The sequence below is a fragment of the Armatimonas sp. genome (genome assembly GCF_043757465.1).
In the GTDB taxonomy this organism is placed as follows: Bacteria; Armatimonadota; Armatimonadia; order Armatimonadales; family Armatimonadaceae; genus Armatimonas.
Genome location: NZ_JAYVPL010000133.1, coordinates 17,877 through 38,596, shown reverse-complemented (window position 1 = coordinate 38,596; position 20,720 = coordinate 17,877). Strand labels below are relative to the sequence as shown.

Genomic DNA, 20,720 nt, shown 5'->3' with positions numbered 1-20,720 from the left:
AAGCTAAAATGAAACTTCAAAAAACGACCACGCGACGCGCGCTCCTCAAATCCGCGCTGGGACTGGGCCTTGCCCTGGGCATCGGTGCCCGCGTCCAAGCTTTCGATAGCCCCTTTCTGCCCAACGTGCCCTGGTCTGGTAAAGTCACCTCGGGAGCCCTCACGGGTAGTGTGGTGACGCTCACAGTTGACGCTAGCGGCACTACTGGCACTCTGACGATCGGCAACCAGTTCAATCAGCCCATCACTTTGACCTCTGACTTGGGTATGGTGACGATTAGCAATGCAACCGTCTCGATCACCGGATTCCCAGAGATGCTTTTCACCTCGGTAGCGATCACTCAAGCGACACTCAATATGGGTGGCAACAGCGGAACGCTTTATCTATTACGAGAGAACTCTCAGGGACTCGTGGTTCCCGATCTGGCCGATGCTAACCGGGCATCCCTTGAGATTCTTCCTCCGGACTTCCTCGGGGAGTTCGTCAACGTGAGCGGAGGTGGTGGACGGCTACGTTTCCAGCATGAGATTCCTGCCCCCAGCCGGGAGCTTCCTCGCTTCAACCTGATCACCGGTCAGCTTGCCTTCAATGACATGGTTGTCTCCACTATCATGACCTTTGCTCCGGCCGCTGACAGAGACGGCAGCTTCCGCTTCGATCTGATCGGCGACACGGGCCGTTCCGGCGGCTTGCTCCTGGTGATGAGCGGGAGTTTTCTGCCCGGTGTGGAGCGTGTGAGCCTGGGCACGATGCGGGGGACGTACAAGCTCCTCGCGTCGCGAAATGTCCTCGTCTATTCTGGACGTTTCGCAATGACCCAGGTTTCCTAAGCGCCAAAACTGCTCCCGGTTCCTTGAGATGGAGCAAGTGAGATCACACTTTTTTTAAGGAACACGCACAAGAGGGGTGTGATAAAATACCCCTCCTCATGCCACAGATCATTGTTGAGAACCTTGTCAAGCATTTTATAGTAGCCGAGGGCGGCTTTTTGCGACGCCAGAGTCGCACCGTAAAAGCGCTTGATGGCATCTCGCTGAGTGTAGAGCCGGGCGAGGTCGTCGGTTATATCGGCCCCAATGGCGCGGGCAAGTCCACTACGGTTAAAATCCTCTCCGGTATTCTCGTCCCCGACAGTGGCACCGTCACCGTGAGCGGACGTGTCCCGTGGCGCGCGCGGCAGGCCCATGTGGCAAAAATAGGCGTGGTCTTTGGGCAGCGCAGCCAGCTCTGGTGGGATCTGCCGGTGTCGGAGTCGTTTACGCTGCTTCGGGAGATCTACGCTGTCCCCGAGAAGCAACACGCCAAAACGCAAGCTGAGCTGGTCGAAAAACTCGATATTGGCAGCTTTCTCACCACGCCTGTGCGCCAGCTTAGCCTCGGCCAGCGCATGCGCTGCGAGCTGGCCGCAAGCCTGCTTCACCGCCCCGATATTCTTTTTTTAGACGAACCCACGATTGGCCTGGATGCCATTAGCAAGCTCGCCGTCCGTGAGTTTATCGGGCGGCTGGCCCGCGAGCACGGCGTCACGGTCTTGCTGACGACGCACGACATGGACGATATCGAGGCGCTCTGCTCACGGGTGTTAGTGATTGGAAATGGCAAGATTCTTTTGGACGGCCCCCTCGAAGCCCTGCGCCAGCAAGTCACCAAGGAGCGCTGGCTGGTCATCGAGACACATGGCCCACCCCCCCAGCCCCCGCCGGGTACCCTCTGGGTGGGGGGAGTGGAGATCCTAAAGGTAGAAGGAGAGCGCATCACCCTGCGCTTCGACCCGGAGAAGATCGCCGTTGCTGAGCTGATCGCCCAGCTCAGTGCCACTGTTCCGATCCGTGATCTCTTTGTCCAGAACCCACCGATTGAGGAGATCATCGCCCGGTTCTACGGAACTCGGTCATGAGAGCCTACACCGCAATTTTCATCGCCCGGCTCAAGATGCTCTTGCAGTACCGTGCGGCGGCGTGGGCGGGCGCGGGGACACAGCTCTTCTTCGGGGCGGCGCTCATTGCGATGCGGCAGGCGTTCTATCACAGCAGCCACGCCATCCCACCGCTCCCCGAAGCACAGATGATCACTTACTCCTGGCTAGGGCAGGCATTCTTCGCCCTCTCGCCCTTCACCGCCAACCCGGACCCAGAAGTGCGCGCCATGATGCGCGATGGCACGGTCGCCTACGAGCTGGCGCGTCCACTGGATCTCTACACCCTCTGGTTTACCCGCAACGCTGCAAATAGAGTGGCCCCTACAGTGCTTCGCTGCCTGCCGATCTTGGTGCTAGGCATGGCGTTTCTGGGAATGCAGCCACCGCCCTCGCTCGCGGCTTTTATTGGGTTCCTACTCGCGCTACTCGGAGCCGTGGCGCTCATCGCTTCCTGGTGCACGCTCATCACCATCTCGCTCCTCTGGACCCTCTCGGGCGACGGCATCGCCCGCATCGCGCCGGGGCTGGTTGCGGTTCTCTCCGGTCAGATCCTGCCGCTTGCCCTCCTGCCGGATGCGCTCCAGCCGACGCTGCGCTTTCTGCCCTTTATCGGTATGGTAGACGCTCCGTTCACGCTCTGGATCGGCCAGCGCCCTGTCAGCGAGCTTGGCTCCATTCTCTTGCACCAGCTCGCTTGGACGACGGTGTTTGTGCTCGCGGGGAGATTCTTACTCGCCCGTGGCCTCAAGCGGCTTGTGGTGCAGGGGGGATGAGGATGCGCCTGAGAGTTCTTCTCTCCCTGATGCGGGCTTCGATCCACTCGCAGATGCAGTACCGGGCGAGCTTTGTGCTCTACTCGCTGGGCAACTTCTCAGCGGTTGCTGTAGAAGTGCTGGGGCTCTGGGGACTTTTTGCGCGCTTTGGAAATCTGCCCGGCTGGAGCCTCGCGCAAGTGGCAGTGCTCTACGGCATGGTGCACATGGCTTTCGCTCTCGCGGAAGCTGCGGGACGCGGCTTCGATCAGTTCGCCAGCGTGGTTCGCGCAGGGGACTTCGATAGGTTTCTGTTGCGCCCTCACCCCACGGCTTTGCTTCTTGCAGGCCAGACCTTCGAGCTCTCGCGCATCGGGCGGCTGGTCGCGGGGTTGATTGGTCTGCTCTGGGGGGCGAGCCACGCGGGCGTGCACTGGGATGCGCTCAAAGTGACGACACTGATTGGGGCGATTCTCGGAGGCGCACTGATCTTCTACGGCGTCTTGGTGATGCAGGCCACGCTTTGCTTCTTCACCGTGGAGTCGCTAGAGATTGTCAATGCGCTTACCTACGGCGGGATCATGGCGGCGGAGCTGCCGCTCACGATCTACCCCAAGTGGATTCGCCTGCTCTTCACGTTCGTGGTGCCGATTGCCTGCATGAACTATCTGCCCGCCTCGGTGATCTTCGGCCACCCTAGCGCGTCCCCGTGGCTCGCCCTACTCGGCCCCGTAGTCGGTGTGGGCTTCCTCACCGTCGCCCTCCAGCTCTGGAAGCGCGGCGAGCGCCAGTACCGCTCCACCGGAAGCTAGCGGTATAATCGGTTATGTCCGCACCAACGCTCACTGGCTTTGATCTCGCCAACCGGGAGAACTTTTTTGAGTTTTGCCAGGCCAATGCTACCTGGCAGATTGAGCGCAATTCCCGAGGAGAGATAGTTGTCAAAATGCCCACAGGGGGAGAATCAGGTTTTCGTAATGCGGAGCTGACCGCGCAGCTTGTTGTCTGGTCACGGCTTAATGGGGCTGGTCGTGCCTTCGACTCTAATACGGGCTTTGATCTTCCCAATGGCGCGATGCACTCGCCCGATGCCTCGTGGGTAAGCAAGGCCCGCCTTGCCACACTGACGGCGGAGCAGAAGAAGAAGTTTTTGCCTCTTGCTCCCGATTTTGTAGTAGAACTACGCTCCGAAACTGATGGTCTGGCGCTGCTTCAGGAAAAGATGACGGAGTACATCGCCTGTGGGGTTCGTCTCGCACTTCTGCTTGACCCAGCACAACGCAACGTCCATGTTTACCGCCCAAACGCCGAGCCGCGAGTCCTCGAAAACCCACAAACCCTCGACTGCTCCCCCGAGCTTCCCGGCCTCACTCTTGATATTGCCGCTATCTTCGACACCGAGCTGTAGCCGCCCTGATGAACGCACCAAAAGCTGCGTTCATCAGGGCGGTTCGCTACGCCGGACTATCCGCCTTGAGATCCAGATACAGTAGCTCTTGCTCCGTGAGCTCGGTGTTGAGCGCGGCGACATTGGTATCCACTTCGCTCTGGTTCTGGGCTCCGACCAGTGCGAAGACATTCATCGGGTAGTTGAAGATGTAGGCCAGCGCGATCTGGGGAACCGAGAGGCCCTTGGCATCGGCGAGCTCTTGGACGCGATCCAGGCGCGTGAAGTTGGCGTCGGAGCAGTAGCATTCACGCACAAGCTTGGCCTGGCCCTCGGTGTAAGTTTCGATGTCCGCACGATTGAAGCGCCCGGACCAGAAGCCTCCCGCCATGCTCGACCAGGAGAAAAGCGGCATCTGATTGGCCTTGTACCACGCACGGTCCTCTTCGTACTGATCACCCGAGATACTCACACAGCCGCCCCACGGTACCCGGATCGGATCGGCGAGCGAGAAGTTAGGCGACGACGATGTAAACGGAATCTGGCCGGTCTGTGCCGCGTAGTCGTTGGCGGCTTGAAGGCGCGCCGTGCTCCAGTTGCTTCCGCCAAACGCGCCGATCTTGCCCTGCTTGACCAGCAAGTTCAGTACATCCACAATGGGGCCCACTTCGACATTTTCATCATCGCGGTGCAGCACATAGAGATCCACATAGTCTAGCTGCATGCGCGCCAGGGTCTCGTGGAGGTCATGCTGAATGTCAAACGGGGTCACTTTCTTGCGGATGCCATCGTGGGCACCCTTGGCAAGAATCACCACGTCGTCGCGAATCCCACGCTCCCGCACCCACTTGCCTAAAAACGCATCGGTGCCGTAGATATAGGCCGTGTCCACACACGTGATGCCCGCCGCAAACGCGGAGTCGAGCTGTGCGAAGCCAATCGCTTCGTCGTTGCGGTTGACCTGAATGATGCCCTGCACCAGGCGCGAGACGGGTTTTTCGATGCCCGCAATCGTGCCGTATTTCATCTGGTTACTCATAGCCTCTCAGAGTTCCCCGGTTGAGGAGGAAAATCCTTCGAAAAAAGGCAAATAGAGTGCAAAGGAAAAATGTGATGCAAGACTGGATGAACTGGCGCGGACCGAGCTACAACGGCTCCACGGAAGCGAAGGGCCTCCCGGTAAAATTCTCCCCCACGGAGGGCATAAAGTGGGCTGCCACACTACCAGGCCCCACGGCAGCGACCCCGATTGTCCACGGAAGCAATGTCTATATCACGGCGGCAGATATTGATAAACAGCAGCTTGTCGCCTACTGTCTGAACCGTAGTACCGGAAAGATCAAGTGGCAGGATGCCATGGGAAGTGGCTACCAGCCCGGCGGTCAGGGCAATAAAGTGCGCCTGGACGAGCGGAGCCACTACGCCGCCCCCTCGCCCGTGACCGATGGGAAGCGCGTGGTCTTTTTCTTTGGCAACGGCGATCTGGCGGCCTTCACCCCCGCGGGTAAGAAGCTCTGGCAGCGCAACCTACAACGCGACTACGGTGATTTTGCGTTCCAGTGGACCTTCTCTAGCAGCCCGCTGCTCTGGCGCGAGAAGCTCTACGTCCAGATTCTTCAGCGCAACCAGCCCGTCGGGCCGCGTGGCAAGGGTAAGCCCGAGTCGTTTTTGCTCGCGCTGAACCCGAGCACGGGCGTGGAGCTCTGGCGCAGTGTGCGGCCCAGCGATGCCATTATGGAGTCTCGCGAGTCCTACGGCACGCCGATTCCGCAGCTGGTCAACGGCAAACCACAACTGATTATCTCCGGCGGTGATGTGGTCAGCGGCCACGATCCCGAGACGGGAAAAGAACTCTGGCGCTGGGGCACCTGGAACGAGGCACATCGGGAAGCCTACTGGCGACAAGTCCCGTCCGCGGTGGCGGGCGACGGCGTCGTGATGGTCTGTGCTCCCAAGCGCGCGCCGGTCTACGCCGCCAAGCTCGATGGCAGCGGCCTGGCCTGGAAGAGCGAGGAGCGCGGTAATGTCACTAGCGATGTTCCGACTCCCTGTTTTGCGCAGGGCAAGTTCTATGTACTCAGCGATGTTAAGAAGTCTCTGTCTTGTGTTGAGTCCAAAGCGGGCACCGTCGTCTGGAGTGTTCCCACCCCCAGCCGCCAGATGTGCTGGGGCTCTCCCACCATCGCCGACGGTAAGCTCTACGTGATTGATCTGAATGGTGTCGTGTTCGTCTTTGAGGCCGCAACAGGAAAACTCTTAGCCGAGAACCCAATGGACACCGAGGGCTCTGACATTCGCTCCAGTATCGCGGTGGCCTACAACAATCTGTTTATCCGAACCAAAGATAAACTGTACTGTGTGGGGAAATGACCGAATACATCGCCCCCATGAACGGGGGCGTGTTATTATCCTCGTTCCTCGGACACAAAGGCCGTTCCGGCCATAACCGAGTTTACTCGGGATGGGCGCTTGCGCCCTTCGTGTCGCGAAGCGACAAAAAGACGCTCCCGTTTATGGGGGCGATACAAAAACATCATGCAACAATTCCGTATCGCGCCAGGAAAGCTGGCAAATAAGCTCAAGCAGGCATGGCGCTTCAAGACTGGCAAGCCGATTCTCTCGTCACCCGTGGTAGACGGTGCAGGGCGGGTGTTTTTTGGCTCCGAGGATAAGCGCGTCTACGCCGTGCGCCTTGCCGATGGTAAGAAGCTCTGGAGCACCCTGACCAATGGCGAGATTGAGGCATCGGCGCGGCTGGTGGGCAAGCTGGTCGTGATTGGCTCGTCGGACGCGCGCCTCTACGCCTTCGATGCCGCCACGGGAAAGCTCGCCTGGAAGTACAAGACCGACGATAAAATTCTCGGTGCGGCCAATCTCACGACTGCGCCCGATGGCAAGACCCCTTGGCTGATCTTTGGCAGCTACGATAATCGCGTGCACTGTGTGAATGGTCTTACGGGGAAAGTCAACTGGACCTACGAGACCGATAACTATGTCAATGGCATGCCCGCAATCTCTCAGGGCAAAGTGGTCTTTGGTGGTTGCGATGGCTTTCTACACGTGCTGAACGCCGCCGATGGCACGAAAATTAACAGCATCGATGTCGGGGATTATATTGCGGGCTCGGTGACCATTGACGACGGGCGTGTCTATCTGGGGCACTACGGAAACGCTGTGGTTTGTCTTGATCTCGCCTCTGGTAAGAACGTCTGGCTCTACCGCGACCGGGGCTTTCCGTACTACTCCACGCCCGCCGTGCTCAGCGACAGAGTGGTGATCGGGGGGCGCGATAAGTTCGTCCACTGCCTAAACAAAGACACGGGCAAAAAAATCTGGACGTTCCGCACGCGCGGCAAGATAGACGGCTCCCCGGTGCTCTGCGACGGCAAAGTCGTGATTGGCTCCGAAGACGGGCGGCTTTACTTCCTGAGCCTCGCCGACGGTAAACAAATCTGGAGCTACCCTATCGGTCGTCCCGTCATGGGCTCCGCCTGCGTCGTCAACGGTCAAGTCCTCATCGGCTCCGACGACGGCTACATCTATTGTTTTCGTTAGCCCACTACCGAGCGCTAATTTTGGTAGAATCCCCCCATGAAGACAAACTGGAAGGGGCTGATTGCAGCTCCTCACACGCCATTCGCCGCCGATGGCTCGCTGAATCTTGGCGTTATTGAGAAACAGTGCGAGAAATTAATCACTGATGGCGTGATCGGCGCGTTTGTGTGTGGTTCAACGGGCGAGGGCGTTTCGATGAGCGTGGCGGAGCGCAAGGCGGTGGTGGCGCGCTGGATTGACGTGGCGTCGGGGCGGCTGAAGGTGGTTGTCCATGTGGGCCACACGAGCATCGCCGATGCGGCGGAGCTTGCCGCAGACGCACAGGCGGGCGGGGCGGACGGCATCTCGGCGCTGGCTCCGTACTACTTTAAGCCCGCCAGTGTCGGGCACCTGCTGGATTTCCTCGCGCCCGTGGCGAGTGCTGCACCAGAGCTCCCGTTTTTCTACTACCACATTCCCAGCATGACAGGCGCGGCGCTCCCGATGGTTTCTTTGCTGGAGCAAGCGTCCGAACGCATCCCGAGCTTCGCGGGGCTGAAGTTCACCCACAACGATCTCCTAGAGTTTGCTGCCTGCTTGCGCTTTGAAAACGGGCGGTACGATATCTTCTGGGGCTCCGATGAGTGCATGCTCCCTGCGCTCTCCGTGGGGGCGGTCGGCTTTGTGGGCAGCACCTACAACTACTCCGCTCCGCTCTACCAAAAGCTACGCGCTGCGTTTGCCGCAAGCGATCTTGCCGAGGCGATGCGACTCTCGGACACGGTGATGGACGCCGTACGAGCGCTACTCCGGAATCCTGGGCTGAGCAGTGGGAAGGCAATTATGGAGGGAATGGGAATCCCTGTTGGTGCCCCGCGCCCTCCGCTCAGACCACTCACAACCGCACAGGCCGAGATTCTAGTCGCGCGGCTACGTGAGCTTGGGGCGATAGGGTAAACTACGGCCATGATAAAAGTAGCCATGATCGGCGCGGGTAGCGTCGTCTTCTCTAAAAACCTCACCGGTGATATTCTCTCGTTTCCCGAGTTCAAGAACGCCACGTTTTCCTACACGGACATTGACGCCGACCGGCTCGAAGTCGGGGCGGCGCTGTGCCAGAAAGTCGGGGCGGCGCTCGGAGCCAGCCCGACGATTGAGGCGACGCAGGATCGCCGTAAAGCTTTAGAGGGCGCGGACTTCGTCATCAATATGGTTCAGATCGGCGGCTTCGACTCGACTTTAGTGGACTTTGAGATTCCCCGCAAGTACGGCCTGGGCTTTACGATTGCGGACACGACCGGGCCGGGTGGCTTTTTCAGGGCGCTGCGCACCTACCCGATGCTCAAGGGGCTGGTCGAGGACATGATGGCGATCTGCCCGAAGGCCGTTCTGCTCAACTACTCCAACCCGATGAGCATGAACATGCAGACCATCACCCGCAGCTCCAATATCCAGGCGGTCGGGCTGTGCCATAGCGTCCAGGGGACGCTGAACCAGATCATGGGCTATATCGGCGTGAACCCGGCGGAGGTGGGCTTTACGTGCGCTGGGATCAACCACATGGCGTTCTACACCAAGCTAGAGCGTGAGGGCGTGGATCTCTATCCCCGGCTCTTTGAGGCCATGAGGGATTCGGCGACGTTCGCGAAGAACAAAGTGCGTTTTGAGCTGATGAAGCGCCTAGGATACTTCATCACCGAGTCCAGCGAGCACAACGCGGAGTACAACCCGTGGTTTATCCCACGGGGCAAGGACAAGATCACGGAGTTCTCGGTGCCGATGGATGAGTATCTCCGCCGCTGCGACGGTATTGTGGATGAGTTCGAGCGCATGAAGGTCTTTGCCAAGTCCGACGATCCGATCACGGTGCACAAGTCCCATGAGTACGGCTCGACCATTATTCACTCGCTCGTGACAGGGACGCCCTCCGTGGTCTATGGCAACATGCCCAACAACGGCGCGATTTCCAACTTACCGAGTGATGCAATTGCCGAGGTGCCGACTTTAGTAGACCGGGCGGGCTTGCAGTTCACGACGGTCGGGGCGCTACCACCACAGCTCATTGGCTACATGATGCCGCACGTCACCCAGCACGAGCTCTTTATCCGCGCCGCAATGGAGGGCCGTCGCGACCATATTTACCAGGCCGCGATGTTCGATCCACTGACAGGCGCAACCCTCTCCACCGACGAGATTGTCGAGATGTGCGATGAGCTGATTGTCGCGCACGGCGATTTACTGCCAGCCCTTGACACCAAGAAGACCCTCGTTCCCACCAGCGGCAAGACCTTCAATCCCCCCACGCCGCAGGAGCTACGGGCAAGCTGGGACGCCGCACAGAAAGAGGGTCACGAGGACGATTTGCTGAGCTGGCGCGTGCTTGGCCCGTTTGCCCTAGATAAAGCTGAGGGCGGCGAGGTGAGCACTGGCTGGGTCGCGCCCGATGCCGACGAGGCGATTTTCGCCAGCGGCGAGCACAAGTCCGGCTGGCGCGAGACGATTGCAAGCAAGAAGGGCTACGTGAATCTAGGCCGTGCCATCGGCAATCACGACAATGCCGTGGCCTATGCCTACACCGAGCTGGAGTCCGTGCACGCGCGTGAGACATTCCTCAAGTGCGGCTCCGACGACGGCATTAAAATCTGGATCAACGGCCAGATCGTTCACGAAAACGACACCCGCCGTGGCTACACGGAAAAAGAGGACGAAGCCCCGATCCGCTTGGAGGAAGGTGTCAACCGGATTCTGGTCAAGATCACCAACGCCGCTCACGGCTGGGGCTTCGGCGTCGCGGTGCCAAAGCCGAATTTCTAACCTCTCCCCCTACCCCCTCTCCCGGGCAGTCGCAAGCTCCTTGGGAAAGGGGAATTTAGAGAGCCCCTTTCCCAGCGAAGAATGAGCACCCGGGAGAGGAGTTGGGGAGAGGTTATTTCGGGAGCGCGTCGTGGACGTCTAAGCCTAGGCCGTGACCGATGCCGTAGGTGTAGCAGTCCGGCATCCCGGCTTTTTCAAACACAGTACGCGAGGCTCGGTCCACCTCCCACAGGGCCGTCCCGGCGCGCGATGCCGCAATCCCCGCCAGCTCGGACTCCAGCACCCGTTCGCCCTCGCGTAGAATCTGGTCGTTGTCCATGTAGTGCAGCACGGTCGCGTTCAGCCCGCCGCCGACAATGGGGTTGTAGGCGTACTCCGCCACTGAAGTTCCGTTCATGGCCGGGATTGTACCCGCTCAGCGCAGGTTGAAAACGAAGAGTGCCGCGCCGAGCGCTAGAAAGACGGTCAGTGCCAGCCAGAGCCGCCAGAGACGTCGCGTGGTGGCGGCTTGGATGAGTAGACCGCCCAGTGGTAGGAGCGCCATAACGGAGACCGTGAGCAGGGCACTGGGAGTGGGGCTGTTCGGGATCGCCTGCGCCGCCATCACTCCGCCCGCCATCACGCCAATGACCACGGGAAAGAGGGTTAGAAACCGCGTCCAGAGGGGCTGCCGAATGCCAATGGAGAGGAGCAAGAGCATCGCGCCTGTCAGCCCCGTGAGCGCCAGACCGGCATTGAGATGCCTTCCCCCTGCCGAGCCCATGCCTGCTGCCGCGGGAGCGAGGATGAGCAGAAGAAGCGGGAAGAACCACCAGCGAACCCCATCTTTGAGTGCCTTTTCTCCCACAAAATCCTCGACCGGGATGCGCACCGGGCTGGCTTGTTCCGGTTGCTTGAGCTGTGCCTGCCCGCCTCCAACCTGCCCGAGCTCGCCCGCCAGATCGAAGCGTGCCAGGCGCTCTTTTAGGGCTGCGAAAGGAATCGTCCGCTCAGACTCGTCTGCGTGTTCGGCGGGATCCTCGGGGCGAGCGCGTTCTAGGAACTCCCGTAGCTTACGATCTGGCCCCAGATCCGCGCGTCCGACAAGCTCCCGCGCCAGCTCAGCGATGTAGGGCTCCCCGATGGCCCTTAAAAAGAGAGAGAAACGTCCCTCGATCAGCGCCCGACGGGAATCGTCCCAGTTTCGTGCTGCTCCGGTGAGTAGCTCATCGAGAGTCTGTGCGACGGTTCCATCCGAGAAGACAAGGCGGCCCGGTTGTCCTCCAGCTTCCGCCGCCTGATTGGCAGGAGGTAAAGGAAGGGGTGCAGGCAAACCCACTGCCGCCGCTTGCAGCGCCTCGGCGAAGGCACGGGCGGTCTGGTAGCGGTTGTTCTTGTCCTTGGCGAGGGCCTTCATCACAACCGTGTCCAGTGCGTCACTGATTCCAGTAGGGGGCGGCGCCTCGTTCGCAATGGCGGCTTTCCAGGAGAAGGGGTTGCGTGTGTCGGCGGCGACAAAGGGCCGCTTGCCCGTGAGCAGCTCGTAGAGAACCACGCCCATGCCCCACAGATCCGAGCGCCAGTCGGAGTCGGCTTTCTCCGCAAAGTCCTCGGGGGCCATGTAGGGGTAGGTTCCTCCACCTCCCGCCACGGAAGCCGTCCCCAGCGCTTCCGCTAGCCCAAAGTCCGTCAGTTTGATGGTCGTGCCGTCATCGCCGATGAGAATATTGGCGGGCTTGATGTCTTTGTGCAGAATCCGCCGCTCGTGGGCGAAAGCCAGAGCATCCAGCACGGCTAGGACGATCCGCACGGCTTCGGCGGGATCTAGGGGGCTTCCTAAGCGATCCCGTAGCACCTCGGCTAAATTTTTGCCACGCACCAGCTCCATGTCCAGCAGGATCACTCCGTCCTGCAAGTCCACCGAGTGCACCGCGATAATATGGGGGTGGCGCAAGCGATCCAGCACCCGTGCTTCCGAGAGAACTTTTTCCTGCTCGGGCCCGGTGGCGCGGATCTCCTTCAGGGCGATATTGCGCCGCAGCAGGGTATCCCAGGCAAGGTAGACAATCCCGGAGGCCCCGTGTCCCAGAACCTCCAGCCGCTCGTACTTTCCGATCTGACCAATGGGCATAGTGGTTTACTTTGGGGTGGGTGAGCTAGGGAGCGTGTGCTTTGCCCGTAGCGCCAGGACATGGTTGGTCGCATCAATAAAGTAGATATCGCCCGTTTTCGTCTCCACACAGAGCGCACCGGGACGGTTGAGTCCAGGGACCCGTGTCAGCTCCTTGCCATCCGGGGCGAGTTTCTTGATGACACCGCGCGCCGAGTAGGAAATATAGAGATTGCCCTGAGGATCACTCGCCAGGTAGACTTCGTCATCGAGCGAGTCCGTGTCCATCTTTTGAATGTCAGGCACTTTAAGATCGCCCACGAGCACTTTCTCGGCGTGGTCGGGCCGCACCTGGATGACCTGCCCCCCGGAGTAACGCACGAAGATCGCTCCGCCATCCGGCTGGAGGGCAAGCTGGTTGCGCCGGGCCAGTGGGCTGTCCACGATACGCTTGGGCACGAGATCGTAGGTCAGATGTGCGAAATCTGCGAGCTGCTCGGGGGGAAGCGCGGCCTTTGTCGCCAGGTTTGCCCCGAGCCGTGCCCGCAGCGCGGGGGAGAGGGCGAGCAAGAACATCCCCAGTAATCCCAGTGCCCCAAGAATGGCCAGCATCAGCACCAAGGGCGACGGCCCACTGGAGCGCCGCCGTCGGCGCTCACGGCTTCCTTCTGGGGCGGGCACCCCCCCGCCCCGCTGTTCCACGGTCTTACGAACCGGCTCTCCGCCGCCACCGACGCCCAGAAGCAAGACCGTGGTATTATCGTGCCCGCCTTTACGGTTTGCCGCATCAATGAGCCCTTGCACCTGGCGCTCCAGCGATCCTTTCACATCAAGTAGCGGCTCGATCTCATTGTCTTCGAGCATGGTTGTCAGGCCGTCGCTGCAAACCAGGATCGTATCCCCAGGGCGCAGGATGTCCTGACGGACTTCTGGCTGAAGTGTGGGGTCAATTCCGATCGCGCGGGTGATCATGTTACGGAAGCGGGAGATGCGTGCCTCCGCCTCGGTCATGTTCCCGGCGTGCACTTGCTCGGCTACAAAGCTATGGTCACGCGTAAGGCGCTCTAGCGCACCGTCGCGGAATCGGTAGGCACGTGAGTCGCCTGCATGAGCGATCCAGAGTGTTTCCCCTCGCACCACTCCTGCCACTACCGTTGTGCCCATCAGAGCATTGCTGGGCGCGGGTTCGCTGCCCACCGTGGGATCGTCCTCACTGACGCTGCTGGGTCGCGCAAGGGCATTGACGGCATCATTGGCGCGGCGCAGGGCGTTTAGGAGTACCGGCGCGGGGTCGGCATTCGCCAGAGCGAGCTGGGCCTTGAGCTCCGCCTCGATCACTCGAACCGACTCATTGGCGGCGATATCACCCGCCTGAAGCCCCCCCATGCCGTCGCAGACCACGAACGCGGCTTCGTAGCCAGGTATAGCGAACACCCCGAAAGTGTCTTCGTTGCCGGAGCGGCGCATGCCCTTGTGAGTATCTGCTGCTAGTTGAATCGAAAGCGTAGCCATAAAAAATTACTTTGTCTCCCGTCGTAGGGAGAAGAGCAGTGCCAGGATAAAGACCAAAAGCGAGCCCGCGAAGAGCAGGCGCAGAAAGCTTAAAAGCGCCCCGCTCATAGCGCCTCCCCTTGCTGGAGCCTCAGGCTCATGTTTCCCAGTTGAATGGTATCACCTGGGTAGAGTGCCACGGGAAAGCTGGCGGGGATGCGCTCCCCATTGACCACGGTGCCTCTCTTGGACTCCAGATCCTCGATGCGTACCATGCCCTCACGCACCGTTAGCCGGGCATGCTGTGGCGAGATCCCCTCGGCAACCAGGACGATATCATCGGTGAGCGCCCGCCCCAGAAGCATCCGGGAGGCGAGCACAAATGCCTCGCCGGTGTCACTAATCAGGCGGTAGGTGGGCCCGGTCACGAGCGACTGCGGTGCTTGCGGTGCCAGGTTAGGCTTCGCGAACGGTGACGGGACGGTGAGTAAGTCCTGCGGCGCATGGAGGTGCAGGTGGGTCTGCCCAATCAGAAGCTCGTCGCCATCCGCCAGCGGCATTCCTCGGCCTGGTGCAAGTCGCTCCCCACCCACATAGGTACCATTGGTGCTGCCTTGGTCGTAGAGGACGAAGCGCCCTGCCTCCCAGGCGAGCCGTGCGTGCTTCTTAGAGACCATGCCGTCGTTTACCAGAACCAGACCGTTGCCCGCCTGCTTCCCGCGCCCGATCTGTAGCCCCGCTGCCGTCAGAGGCAGCTCCTCCGTCCGGCCCTCCAGGCTCTGCACGGTCAAGATTGCCAGCGCTTCCCCCAGGCTGTGTGCCCGTGGCACGGGGACGGTTCCCAGATCAGAGTCGGGCTCAGGTGTGTTGGACTCCGCTGGTGCCGGTGCTTGTAGCTCTGGGGAGGGAGTGGTATCCCAGCGGGTGACAATCTTGACGCGCTCTTTGCCTGCCCCCGCCTCCACTTCCTCGATCACCACTTGGAGCAGGCCACGTGTCTTGTAGCCGTGCTGCCCGATCTTCTCCGCGAGTGCCTGGGCGAGCTCGTCGGCATCCAGAAAAGCCTGCACGAGCTGCCGCTCGTCCTCATCCTCAACGGCGACGGTGATCGTGTAGACATTGGGGACATAGTTCTGCCCGTCCAGCCCCTCTTTACGAGCGTCTTCCATCGCGACAACAGCGCGGCGCAAGATATCACGCGGGCGCAGCTCATCGTCGCCCGGCCCCTTAAAGAGTTTTTCGTAGGCATCGGCAAAACGCCGATTCAGTTTCTCCAGTACATCCACTGCTATCTCCTACCCCGATCTCCTACCCCTGCCCTCGCGGGGCGGGGGAAACAAGCGGTCCTCGGGTATACTGACAAGCGAAATTCACCGGCATTATACAACCCATTTCCAGGAGAGTTCCCTTGAACCAAATTCGCCGTCGCGCACTGTTTTTTGCAACCGCACTCACTCTGACCAGTTTTGCACTGGTTGGTTGCAATCCTTCGTCAGATAAAGGCACGGGCACTACGGCTGCACCCGTCGCCGAAGGCACAGCCCCGGCCAAGCTCATTCTCGGATTTGTCCCCTCCGTCGAGGCGGATAAGGCGGTCGCCAATGCCAAGCCCCTCGCGGATTATCTCAGTGCCGAGCTAGGCATTCCTGTTGAGTCGTTTGTCTCCACGGACTATGTGGGGCTGATTGAGGCAATGGCCAGCAAGAAAGTGGATATTGGCTCACTGCCCACTCTGGGCTATGTGCTGGCTAAAGATAAGAACGCGGCGGAGGTGATCCTCAAGACGGCGCGTGAGATCCCGGCAACCAAGGAAGTCAAGACCACCTACCACTCCATGTTCATCACCCGCGCCGACTCCGGGATCAAGAGCATTGAGGAGGCAAAGGGCAAGCGTATGGCGTTTGTGGACCCGGCGTCGGCCTCGGGGAATCTCTTTCCCCGCTACTATCTGAAAAAGAAAAATATAGACCCAGATAATTTCTTCGCGCAGACGATGTTTGCTGGTAGCCACGATGGCGCGGTGCGAGCGGTCTATAATGGTCAGGTGGATGTGGCCGCTGTCTACGACGATGCGCGCAACAAAGTGGAGAAGACTCTGCCCGATGTCAAGACACGGGTCATTAAGATTGGCGAAACCGACGAGATTCCCAACGACACGATTGCGGTGCGGGCCGGGCTAAATACCGCTCTGGTGGAGAAGATCAAGGCCGCATTTCTGAAATACTCCAAGACCGACGAGGGCAAGAAGGCACTCAAGGCTATCTACGAGGTCGAGGGCTTTTCGGAAGCGACCAATGCCGACTACGATGTGGTGCGCGATGTGGCCAAAGCGCTGAATGTCCCGCTGGACAACTACATGCCCAAGCCTAAGAGCGCCGCCACCCCCGCTCCTGCACCGGCAGGGGCTCCGAAGAAGTGAGACTCTCCCACCCCCTAACCCCCGCCGGGCGGGGGGACAAATTAGAATCCGATTCCTCTAATTCCCCCCGCTGGGCGGGGGGTAGGGGGGTGGCCCGTTATGCCTGAGCCGCTTGTTGTCTTCAAAGATGTCGGGGTGACCTATCCTAATGGGCACCAGGCACTCAAAAACCTCTCGCTCTCGTTTGCCCCTGGCGAGTTTGTGGCCATTGTGGGGCTCTCCGGGGCGGGTAAGTCCACGCTGATCCGCTGCATCAACCGCCTTGTCACCCCGACCACCGGAAGCCTGAGCGTCAATGGGATAGAGCTAGTGGGCCTGGACGACGCCGGGTTGCGTCGGGTGCGCTCGCGGGTGGGGATGATCTTTCAGAACTACAACCTTGTGCGGCGCAAGTCCGTGCTGAAGAACGTGCTGGATGGCCGCCTGGCGCACCTGCCTACCTGGAAGACTCTGCTCGGGCTGTACCCGAAAGAGGACATCGCGCTGGCACGTGCTTCGCTGGCACGGGTCGGAATCTCCGAGAAAGAAGGGGTTCGCGCGGATCAGCTCTCTGGCGGCCAGCAGCAGCGAGTCGCGATTGCCCGGGCGCTCTCGCAGCAGCCGATGATCCTGCTCGCCGATGAGCCCGTGGCCTCGCTCGATCCACCCACCGCCCACCAAGTTATGCGCGATCTGCGCGATCTGGCGCGCGAGGAGAACTTACTCACGCTGATCAACCTGCATTTTATTGACATGGCGCAGGAGTATGCCGACCGCGTGATCGGCCTGCGTGCCGGCGAGCTGGTCTACGACGGCCCGGCCAAGGGAATGGAAGAAGCGGACTTCGAGCGCATCTACAACCGCAAGATCCGCCCTGATGATCTGCGCGGGGCAGTGGAATGAAGGGGAGTGGCTGGCTCGCGGCGGCGATTGTGGCCGGAGTGCTCTACTGGAGCGCACTGGGTACACACTTCAGCGGGCCGGAGCTCGCCCAAAATCTCCCGGCAATCGGGGAGTTTTTCCGCAAACTCTTTCCGTCGGAGGGCAAACCGTGGCCAACCGAGGCGCTTCCGGAGATCACTAAGCGCCTGATCGAGACGTTTCGAATTGCGATTGCGGCAAGCCTCTTCGGGGCGCTTCTGGCGCTCCCGTTGCCGCTGATTGCCGCGCGCACTCTGGCGGGGAAAGCACTCTACACCTTTGGGCGCGCGGTGCTTAATCTCATCCGCTCCGTCCCGGATCTTGTGCTAGCAACTCTTCTTGCCGCGTCGTTTGGGATCGGGCCGCTGGCAGGCTTTCTGGCGCTGCTGGTCTTCAGCTTCGGCGTGGTCGGTAAGCTTCTCTGCGACAGTGTGGAGACCATTGACCCCGGGCCCAGGGAGGCGATTGCGGCGGCGGGGGGGACACGGCTCCAGCAGGCGTTCTGCGCGGTCTTTCCGCAGGTGGGGCCAGACTACCTGGCCTACACACTCTACTCGTTTGAGATCAACATCCGCGCCGCCTCGGTGCTGGGCGTGGTCGGTGCGGGGGGGATCGGAATGGTGTTGCAATCGTCGCTCTCGCTGCTCCAGTACACCCAGGTCGGGCTGGTCATCCTGATTACTTTTGCCGTGGTGTTTCTCATTGACTCCTTCTCCACTTGGCTACGAGGTAAGCTGGTATGAAAGCCGCACGCATTTTCTACACGCTCCTAGTCGTGGCCGCTGTGGTCTGGTCGCTGGCGGGCATTCAGAACTCGGCACCGCCTAATACCAAGGAGACGGCGGAGATCTTTCGGCAGATGTTCCTTCGGCCCAAGCTCAGCTATCTGCCCGATGTGCTCACTGGGCTGCGTGAGAGCATCCAGATCGCCGCACTGGGCACGGCCATCGCCGCTGTGCTGGCGCTCCCGTTTGGGGTGCTGGCGGCGCGAAATCTCGCCCGGCTGGCGGCGCTGCCGTTTGTGGGCAAGCTGCTGCTCAATGCGATTCGTACTTTCCCCGAGATCCTGCTCGCCATCGCCTTTATTAAGTCCGTGGGGCCGGGGCCGTTTGCGGGTGTCTTAGCCATCGCGATTCACTCCATCGGGATGGTGGGCAAGCTCTACGCAGAGCGCATCGAGACCGTGGACAAAGGCGCTCTCGAAGCCCTCGCGGCCACGGGGGCCTCACCGCTGGAGATCTTTCGCAATGGCATTGTCCCTGAAGTGCTCCCCGATTTTCTCTCGTTTGCGCTCTATCGCTTTGACCTGAATGTTCGGTCGGCATCGGTGCTCGGACTGGTCGGCGCGGGTGGTATCGGGACACTGCTCCAGATTCAGCGCCTCGGGGGCAACTGGCCTGAGATTGGGGTGATTGTTATGGGCATCGTCACCACGGTCTTGCTGGTGGACTTCTTCAGCGCCAAGCTCCGGGCCCGCCTCGCCTGACAGGTATACTGCTCACATGACATGGCGAGCGGTGCTGCTCGGACTCTTCGGGGCAGTAGAGATCGCGATCCTGCAGATCGTCACCAAGATCTACCCACAGACGGTCGTTCTGCACTACCAGAGCGTCCTGACCCTCTTTGCCGGGTCGCTGTTTCTTCTATTCACCCTCTGCATCGTCAATGCTCTTCTAAGGCGCTGGCGGCCCGCGTGGTGCTTCACCCCACAGGAGCTGGCGCTGATCTATGGCATCTCCACAGTGGCGGCGAGCATTGCGGGTCAGGACGAGGCGCAGTTTCTCTGGCCAATGATGGCCTACCCGTTTCGGGCAGGCCAGGACGACGCCATGGGGGCGTTTCGGCACTACATTCCCACCTGGCTCGTGCCGCACGATCCCAAGATCATCGAGCCCTACTACAGCGGCAATGGGAGCTTCTGGGAACCAGAGCGTCTGCGTGCCTGGGCGATCCCGCTGGCGTGCTGGCTGACTTGGCTCTTTGCCTTGGGGGCGACCATGTGGGCCTGGAACGTGATCTTGCGCCGCCGCTGGGTGGAGCACGACAAGCTGGCCTTTCCCTGCGTACAGCTGCCCCTGGAGCTCTGTCGCAACGGCGGCTTTGGCGGTCTGGCGGGAGGAAAACTCTTCTGGGCAGGCTTCGGGATCTCGGCGCTTTTAGAGTCGCTGAGTGTGATTCACAATCGCTTTCCCAATGTTCCCGCTGTGGTGTTGGACTGGCAGGCGACGCCGCTTCTGGAGGGGCTGCCCTCGCCGTGGAAGGCGCTCGCCCCGATGTATCTCACCTGGAGCACGGTGCATCTGGGAATCTCGTATCTCATTCCGCTGGACATTCTCTTCTCCGGCTGGTTCTTCTTTGTTGCTCGCAAGCTACTCGAAGTCTTCGGCTACGCGCAGGGCTGGCGCGAGCTGGGCTGGGATGCGAAGGGCTTCCCCTACACACGAGCCCAGAGCGCGGGCTCGTGGACGGTGTTGTTCTTCTTGCTAATCTGGGCGGAGCGCAAGCACCTGGCAGAAGTCATGGACGCCGCGTTCTCTTGGGGTAAAAAAAGCCACACCGATGATACTCATGAGCCGGGCTCCTACGCCGTCGCGGGCCGAACGCTGGTACTGGGGACACTGTTTCTCTACTGGTGGAGTGTGCAGTCCGGGATGTCGCCGCTGATCGCTGCCGCGTTCTACGGCTTTTTCTGGGTACTCAATGTCACAATGACGCGTGTCTATGCGCTCGTCGGCCCCTCGTTCTTGGAGCTGTACTATCTTGATCCGCAGAAGATGCTCACCACTCTCTTTGGGACACTCTACCAGCAGCCGGGCTCGCTGGTGGCGTTTTCACAGATGTACTGGATCAACCGGGATCATCGCGGCCAGCTCATGGGCCACCAGCTTGAGGCCTTCAAGATCGCGCAAGCCGTGGGCCTGCCGCTGCGCAAGATGGGGCTCTGGGTGCTGATCGCCTTTGCCGTGGGCGCTGTCACATGCCTGGTGGCCTATCTCCACTGGGTCTACAAAGTGGGGGAGGATCAGTTCGCGTCGGGTGGCTGGCGTGAGGCGGGCTCAGGGACGGCTGTCGGGCGCATCCGGGAGTGGACCTACCAGCCCAAAGGCCCTGATGCCGTCGAGATCGGCTTCATGGGAATCGGGGCGCTCTTTACCTGGGTGCTCGCCAAGCTCTCCTACCACGCCGCCGGTTTTCCGCTCCACCCCATCGGCTACGCGCTCGCGGTCTGTTTCGCGATGGAGTACAACTGGCCCGCGTTTCTCTTGGTCTGGCTCCTCAAAGGTCTCTTTCTTCGCTACGGCGGTCTTGCACTCTACCAGCGCTTTATTCCCGCCGCCCTCGGCCTCACTCTCGGCGGGATCGTCGTTCCCGTGCTCTGGAGTTTCGTGAGCTGGGTCTTCGGCTGGTACACTTAA

The 20,720-nt window shown here is 60.6% G+C and carries 19 protein-coding genes; 14 read left to right on the top strand and 5 right to left on the bottom strand.

Going from position 1 to position 20,720, the window contains the following annotated elements; all coding sequences use genetic code 11:
* Positions 1–8: 8 nt before the first annotated feature.
* The 5 genes from ACH2ED_RS18805 to ACH2ED_RS18785 all read left to right on the top strand — a co-directional run bounded on the left by ACH2ED_RS18805 (position 9) and on the right by ACH2ED_RS18785 (position 4,078).
* Complete coding sequence (locus ACH2ED_RS18805; protein ID WP_395094246.1) at positions 9–830, top strand: hypothetical protein; 822 nt, start codon at positions 9–11, stop codon at positions 828–830.
* 98 nt (positions 831–928) lie between these two features.
* Positions 929–1,897 carry an ATP-binding cassette domain-containing protein gene (locus tag ACH2ED_RS18800; RefSeq protein WP_395094245.1) on the top strand — a complete coding sequence of 323 codons (969 nt, stop codon included), beginning with the start codon at positions 929–931 and terminating at the stop codon, positions 1,895–1,897.
* Positions 1,894–2,691 carry an ABC transporter permease gene (locus tag ACH2ED_RS18795; protein WP_395094244.1) on the top strand — a complete coding sequence of 266 codons (798 nt, stop codon included), beginning with the start codon at positions 1,894–1,896 and terminating at the stop codon, positions 2,689–2,691. The genes ACH2ED_RS18800 and ACH2ED_RS18795 overlap by 4 nt, the downstream gene beginning before the upstream one ends.
* Before the next feature lie 2 nt (positions 2,692–2,693).
* Positions 2,694–3,482: an ABC transporter permease gene (locus ACH2ED_RS18790; RefSeq protein ID WP_395094243.1), complete on the top strand. Its 789-nt coding sequence runs from the start codon at positions 2,694–2,696 to the stop codon at positions 3,480–3,482.
* 14 nt (positions 3,483–3,496) lie between these two features.
* Entirely contained in the window at positions 3,497–4,078 is a 582-nt protein-coding gene (locus ACH2ED_RS18785; RefSeq protein WP_395094242.1) for a Uma2 family endonuclease, read from the top strand.
* A 46-nt stretch (positions 4,079–4,124) separates the two neighbouring features.
* Here ACH2ED_RS18785 and ACH2ED_RS18780 read toward each other — a convergent pair whose 3' ends face one another.
* Positions 4,125–5,096, bottom strand: a complete 972-nt coding sequence (locus ACH2ED_RS18780) for an aldo/keto reductase (RefSeq protein ID WP_395094241.1) — start codon at positions 5,094–5,096, stop codon at positions 4,125–4,127.
* A 74-nt stretch (positions 5,097–5,170) separates the two neighbouring features.
* On the opposite strand from ACH2ED_RS18780, the gene ACH2ED_RS18775 reads away from it, so the two are divergent.
* From ACH2ED_RS18775 to ACH2ED_RS18760, 4 genes are all read left to right on the top strand, one after another.
* Positions 5,171–6,427: a PQQ-binding-like beta-propeller repeat protein gene (locus ACH2ED_RS18775; RefSeq protein ID WP_395094240.1), complete on the top strand. Its 1,257-nt coding sequence runs from the start codon at positions 5,171–5,173 to the stop codon at positions 6,425–6,427.
* 165 nt (positions 6,428–6,592) lie between these two features.
* Positions 6,593–7,612 carry a PQQ-binding-like beta-propeller repeat protein gene (locus ACH2ED_RS18770; RefSeq protein WP_395094239.1) on the top strand — a complete coding sequence of 340 codons (1,020 nt, stop codon included), beginning with the start codon at positions 6,593–6,595 and terminating at the stop codon, positions 7,610–7,612.
* A 36-nt stretch (positions 7,613–7,648) separates the two neighbouring features.
* Positions 7,649–8,548, top strand: a complete 900-nt coding sequence (locus ACH2ED_RS18765) for a dihydrodipicolinate synthase family protein (protein ID WP_395094238.1) — start codon at positions 7,649–7,651, stop codon at positions 8,546–8,548.
* A 9-nt stretch (positions 8,549–8,557) separates the two neighbouring features.
* Complete coding sequence (locus tag ACH2ED_RS18760; protein ID WP_395094237.1) at positions 8,558–10,405, top strand: alpha-glucosidase/alpha-galactosidase; 1,848 nt, start codon at positions 8,558–8,560, stop codon at positions 10,403–10,405.
* A gap of 112 nt (positions 10,406–10,517) precedes the next feature.
* On the opposite strand, the gene ACH2ED_RS18755 is transcribed toward ACH2ED_RS18760, so the two are convergent.
* The 4 genes from ACH2ED_RS18755 to ACH2ED_RS18740 form a co-directional block, all read right to left on the bottom strand.
* Positions 10,518–10,802 (bottom strand): M24 family metallopeptidase, encoded by a 285-nt coding sequence (locus ACH2ED_RS18755; protein WP_395094236.1) that lies wholly within the window; start codon positions 10,800–10,802, stop codon positions 10,518–10,520.
* Between the two features lie 18 nt (positions 10,803–10,820).
* The gene (locus ACH2ED_RS18750; protein ID WP_395094235.1) at positions 10,821–12,515 is read right to left on the bottom strand and encodes a serine/threonine-protein kinase; all 1,695 of its coding nucleotides are present in this window, start codon (positions 12,513–12,515) and stop codon (positions 10,821–10,823) included.
* 6 nt (positions 12,516–12,521) lie between these two features.
* Positions 12,522–14,006, bottom strand: coding sequence for a protein phosphatase 2C domain-containing protein (locus tag ACH2ED_RS18745; protein ID WP_395094234.1), 1,485 nt, complete (start codon positions 14,004–14,006; stop codon positions 12,522–12,524).
* A gap of 104 nt (positions 14,007–14,110) precedes the next feature.
* Positions 14,111–15,271, bottom strand: coding sequence for an FhaA domain-containing protein (locus ACH2ED_RS18740; protein WP_395094233.1), 1,161 nt, complete (start codon positions 15,269–15,271; stop codon positions 14,111–14,113).
* A 122-nt stretch (positions 15,272–15,393) separates the two neighbouring features.
* Here ACH2ED_RS18740 and ACH2ED_RS18735 point away from each other — a divergent pair, with 122 nt between their 5' ends.
* The 5 genes from ACH2ED_RS18735 (at position 15,394) to ACH2ED_RS18715 (ending at position 20,720) form a co-directional block, all read left to right on the top strand.
* Positions 15,394–16,404, top strand: coding sequence for a phosphate/phosphite/phosphonate ABC transporter substrate-binding protein (locus ACH2ED_RS18735; protein ID WP_395094232.1), 1,011 nt, complete (start codon positions 15,394–15,396; stop codon positions 16,402–16,404).
* 99 nt (positions 16,405–16,503) lie between these two features.
* Positions 16,504–17,286: a phosphonate ABC transporter ATP-binding protein gene (phnC, locus tag ACH2ED_RS18730; RefSeq protein ID WP_395094231.1), complete on the top strand. Its 783-nt coding sequence runs from the start codon at positions 16,504–16,506 to the stop codon at positions 17,284–17,286.
* Positions 17,283–18,047, top strand: coding sequence for a phosphonate ABC transporter, permease protein PhnE (gene phnE, locus ACH2ED_RS18725; RefSeq protein WP_395094230.1), 765 nt, complete (start codon positions 17,283–17,285; stop codon positions 18,045–18,047). Before phnC ends, phnE (ACH2ED_RS18725) begins: the two co-directional genes overlap by 4 nt.
* A complete protein-coding gene (phnE, locus tag ACH2ED_RS18720) occupies positions 18,044–18,790 on the top strand; it encodes a phosphonate ABC transporter, permease protein PhnE (RefSeq protein ID WP_395094229.1) in 747 nt (248 codons plus the stop codon). The genes phnE (ACH2ED_RS18725) and phnE (ACH2ED_RS18720) overlap by 4 nt, the downstream gene beginning before the upstream one ends.
* 16 nt (positions 18,791–18,806) lie before the next feature.
* Positions 18,807–20,720: a DUF6785 family protein gene (locus tag ACH2ED_RS18715; protein ID WP_395094228.1), complete on the top strand. Its 1,914-nt coding sequence runs from the start codon at positions 18,807–18,809 to the stop codon at positions 20,718–20,720.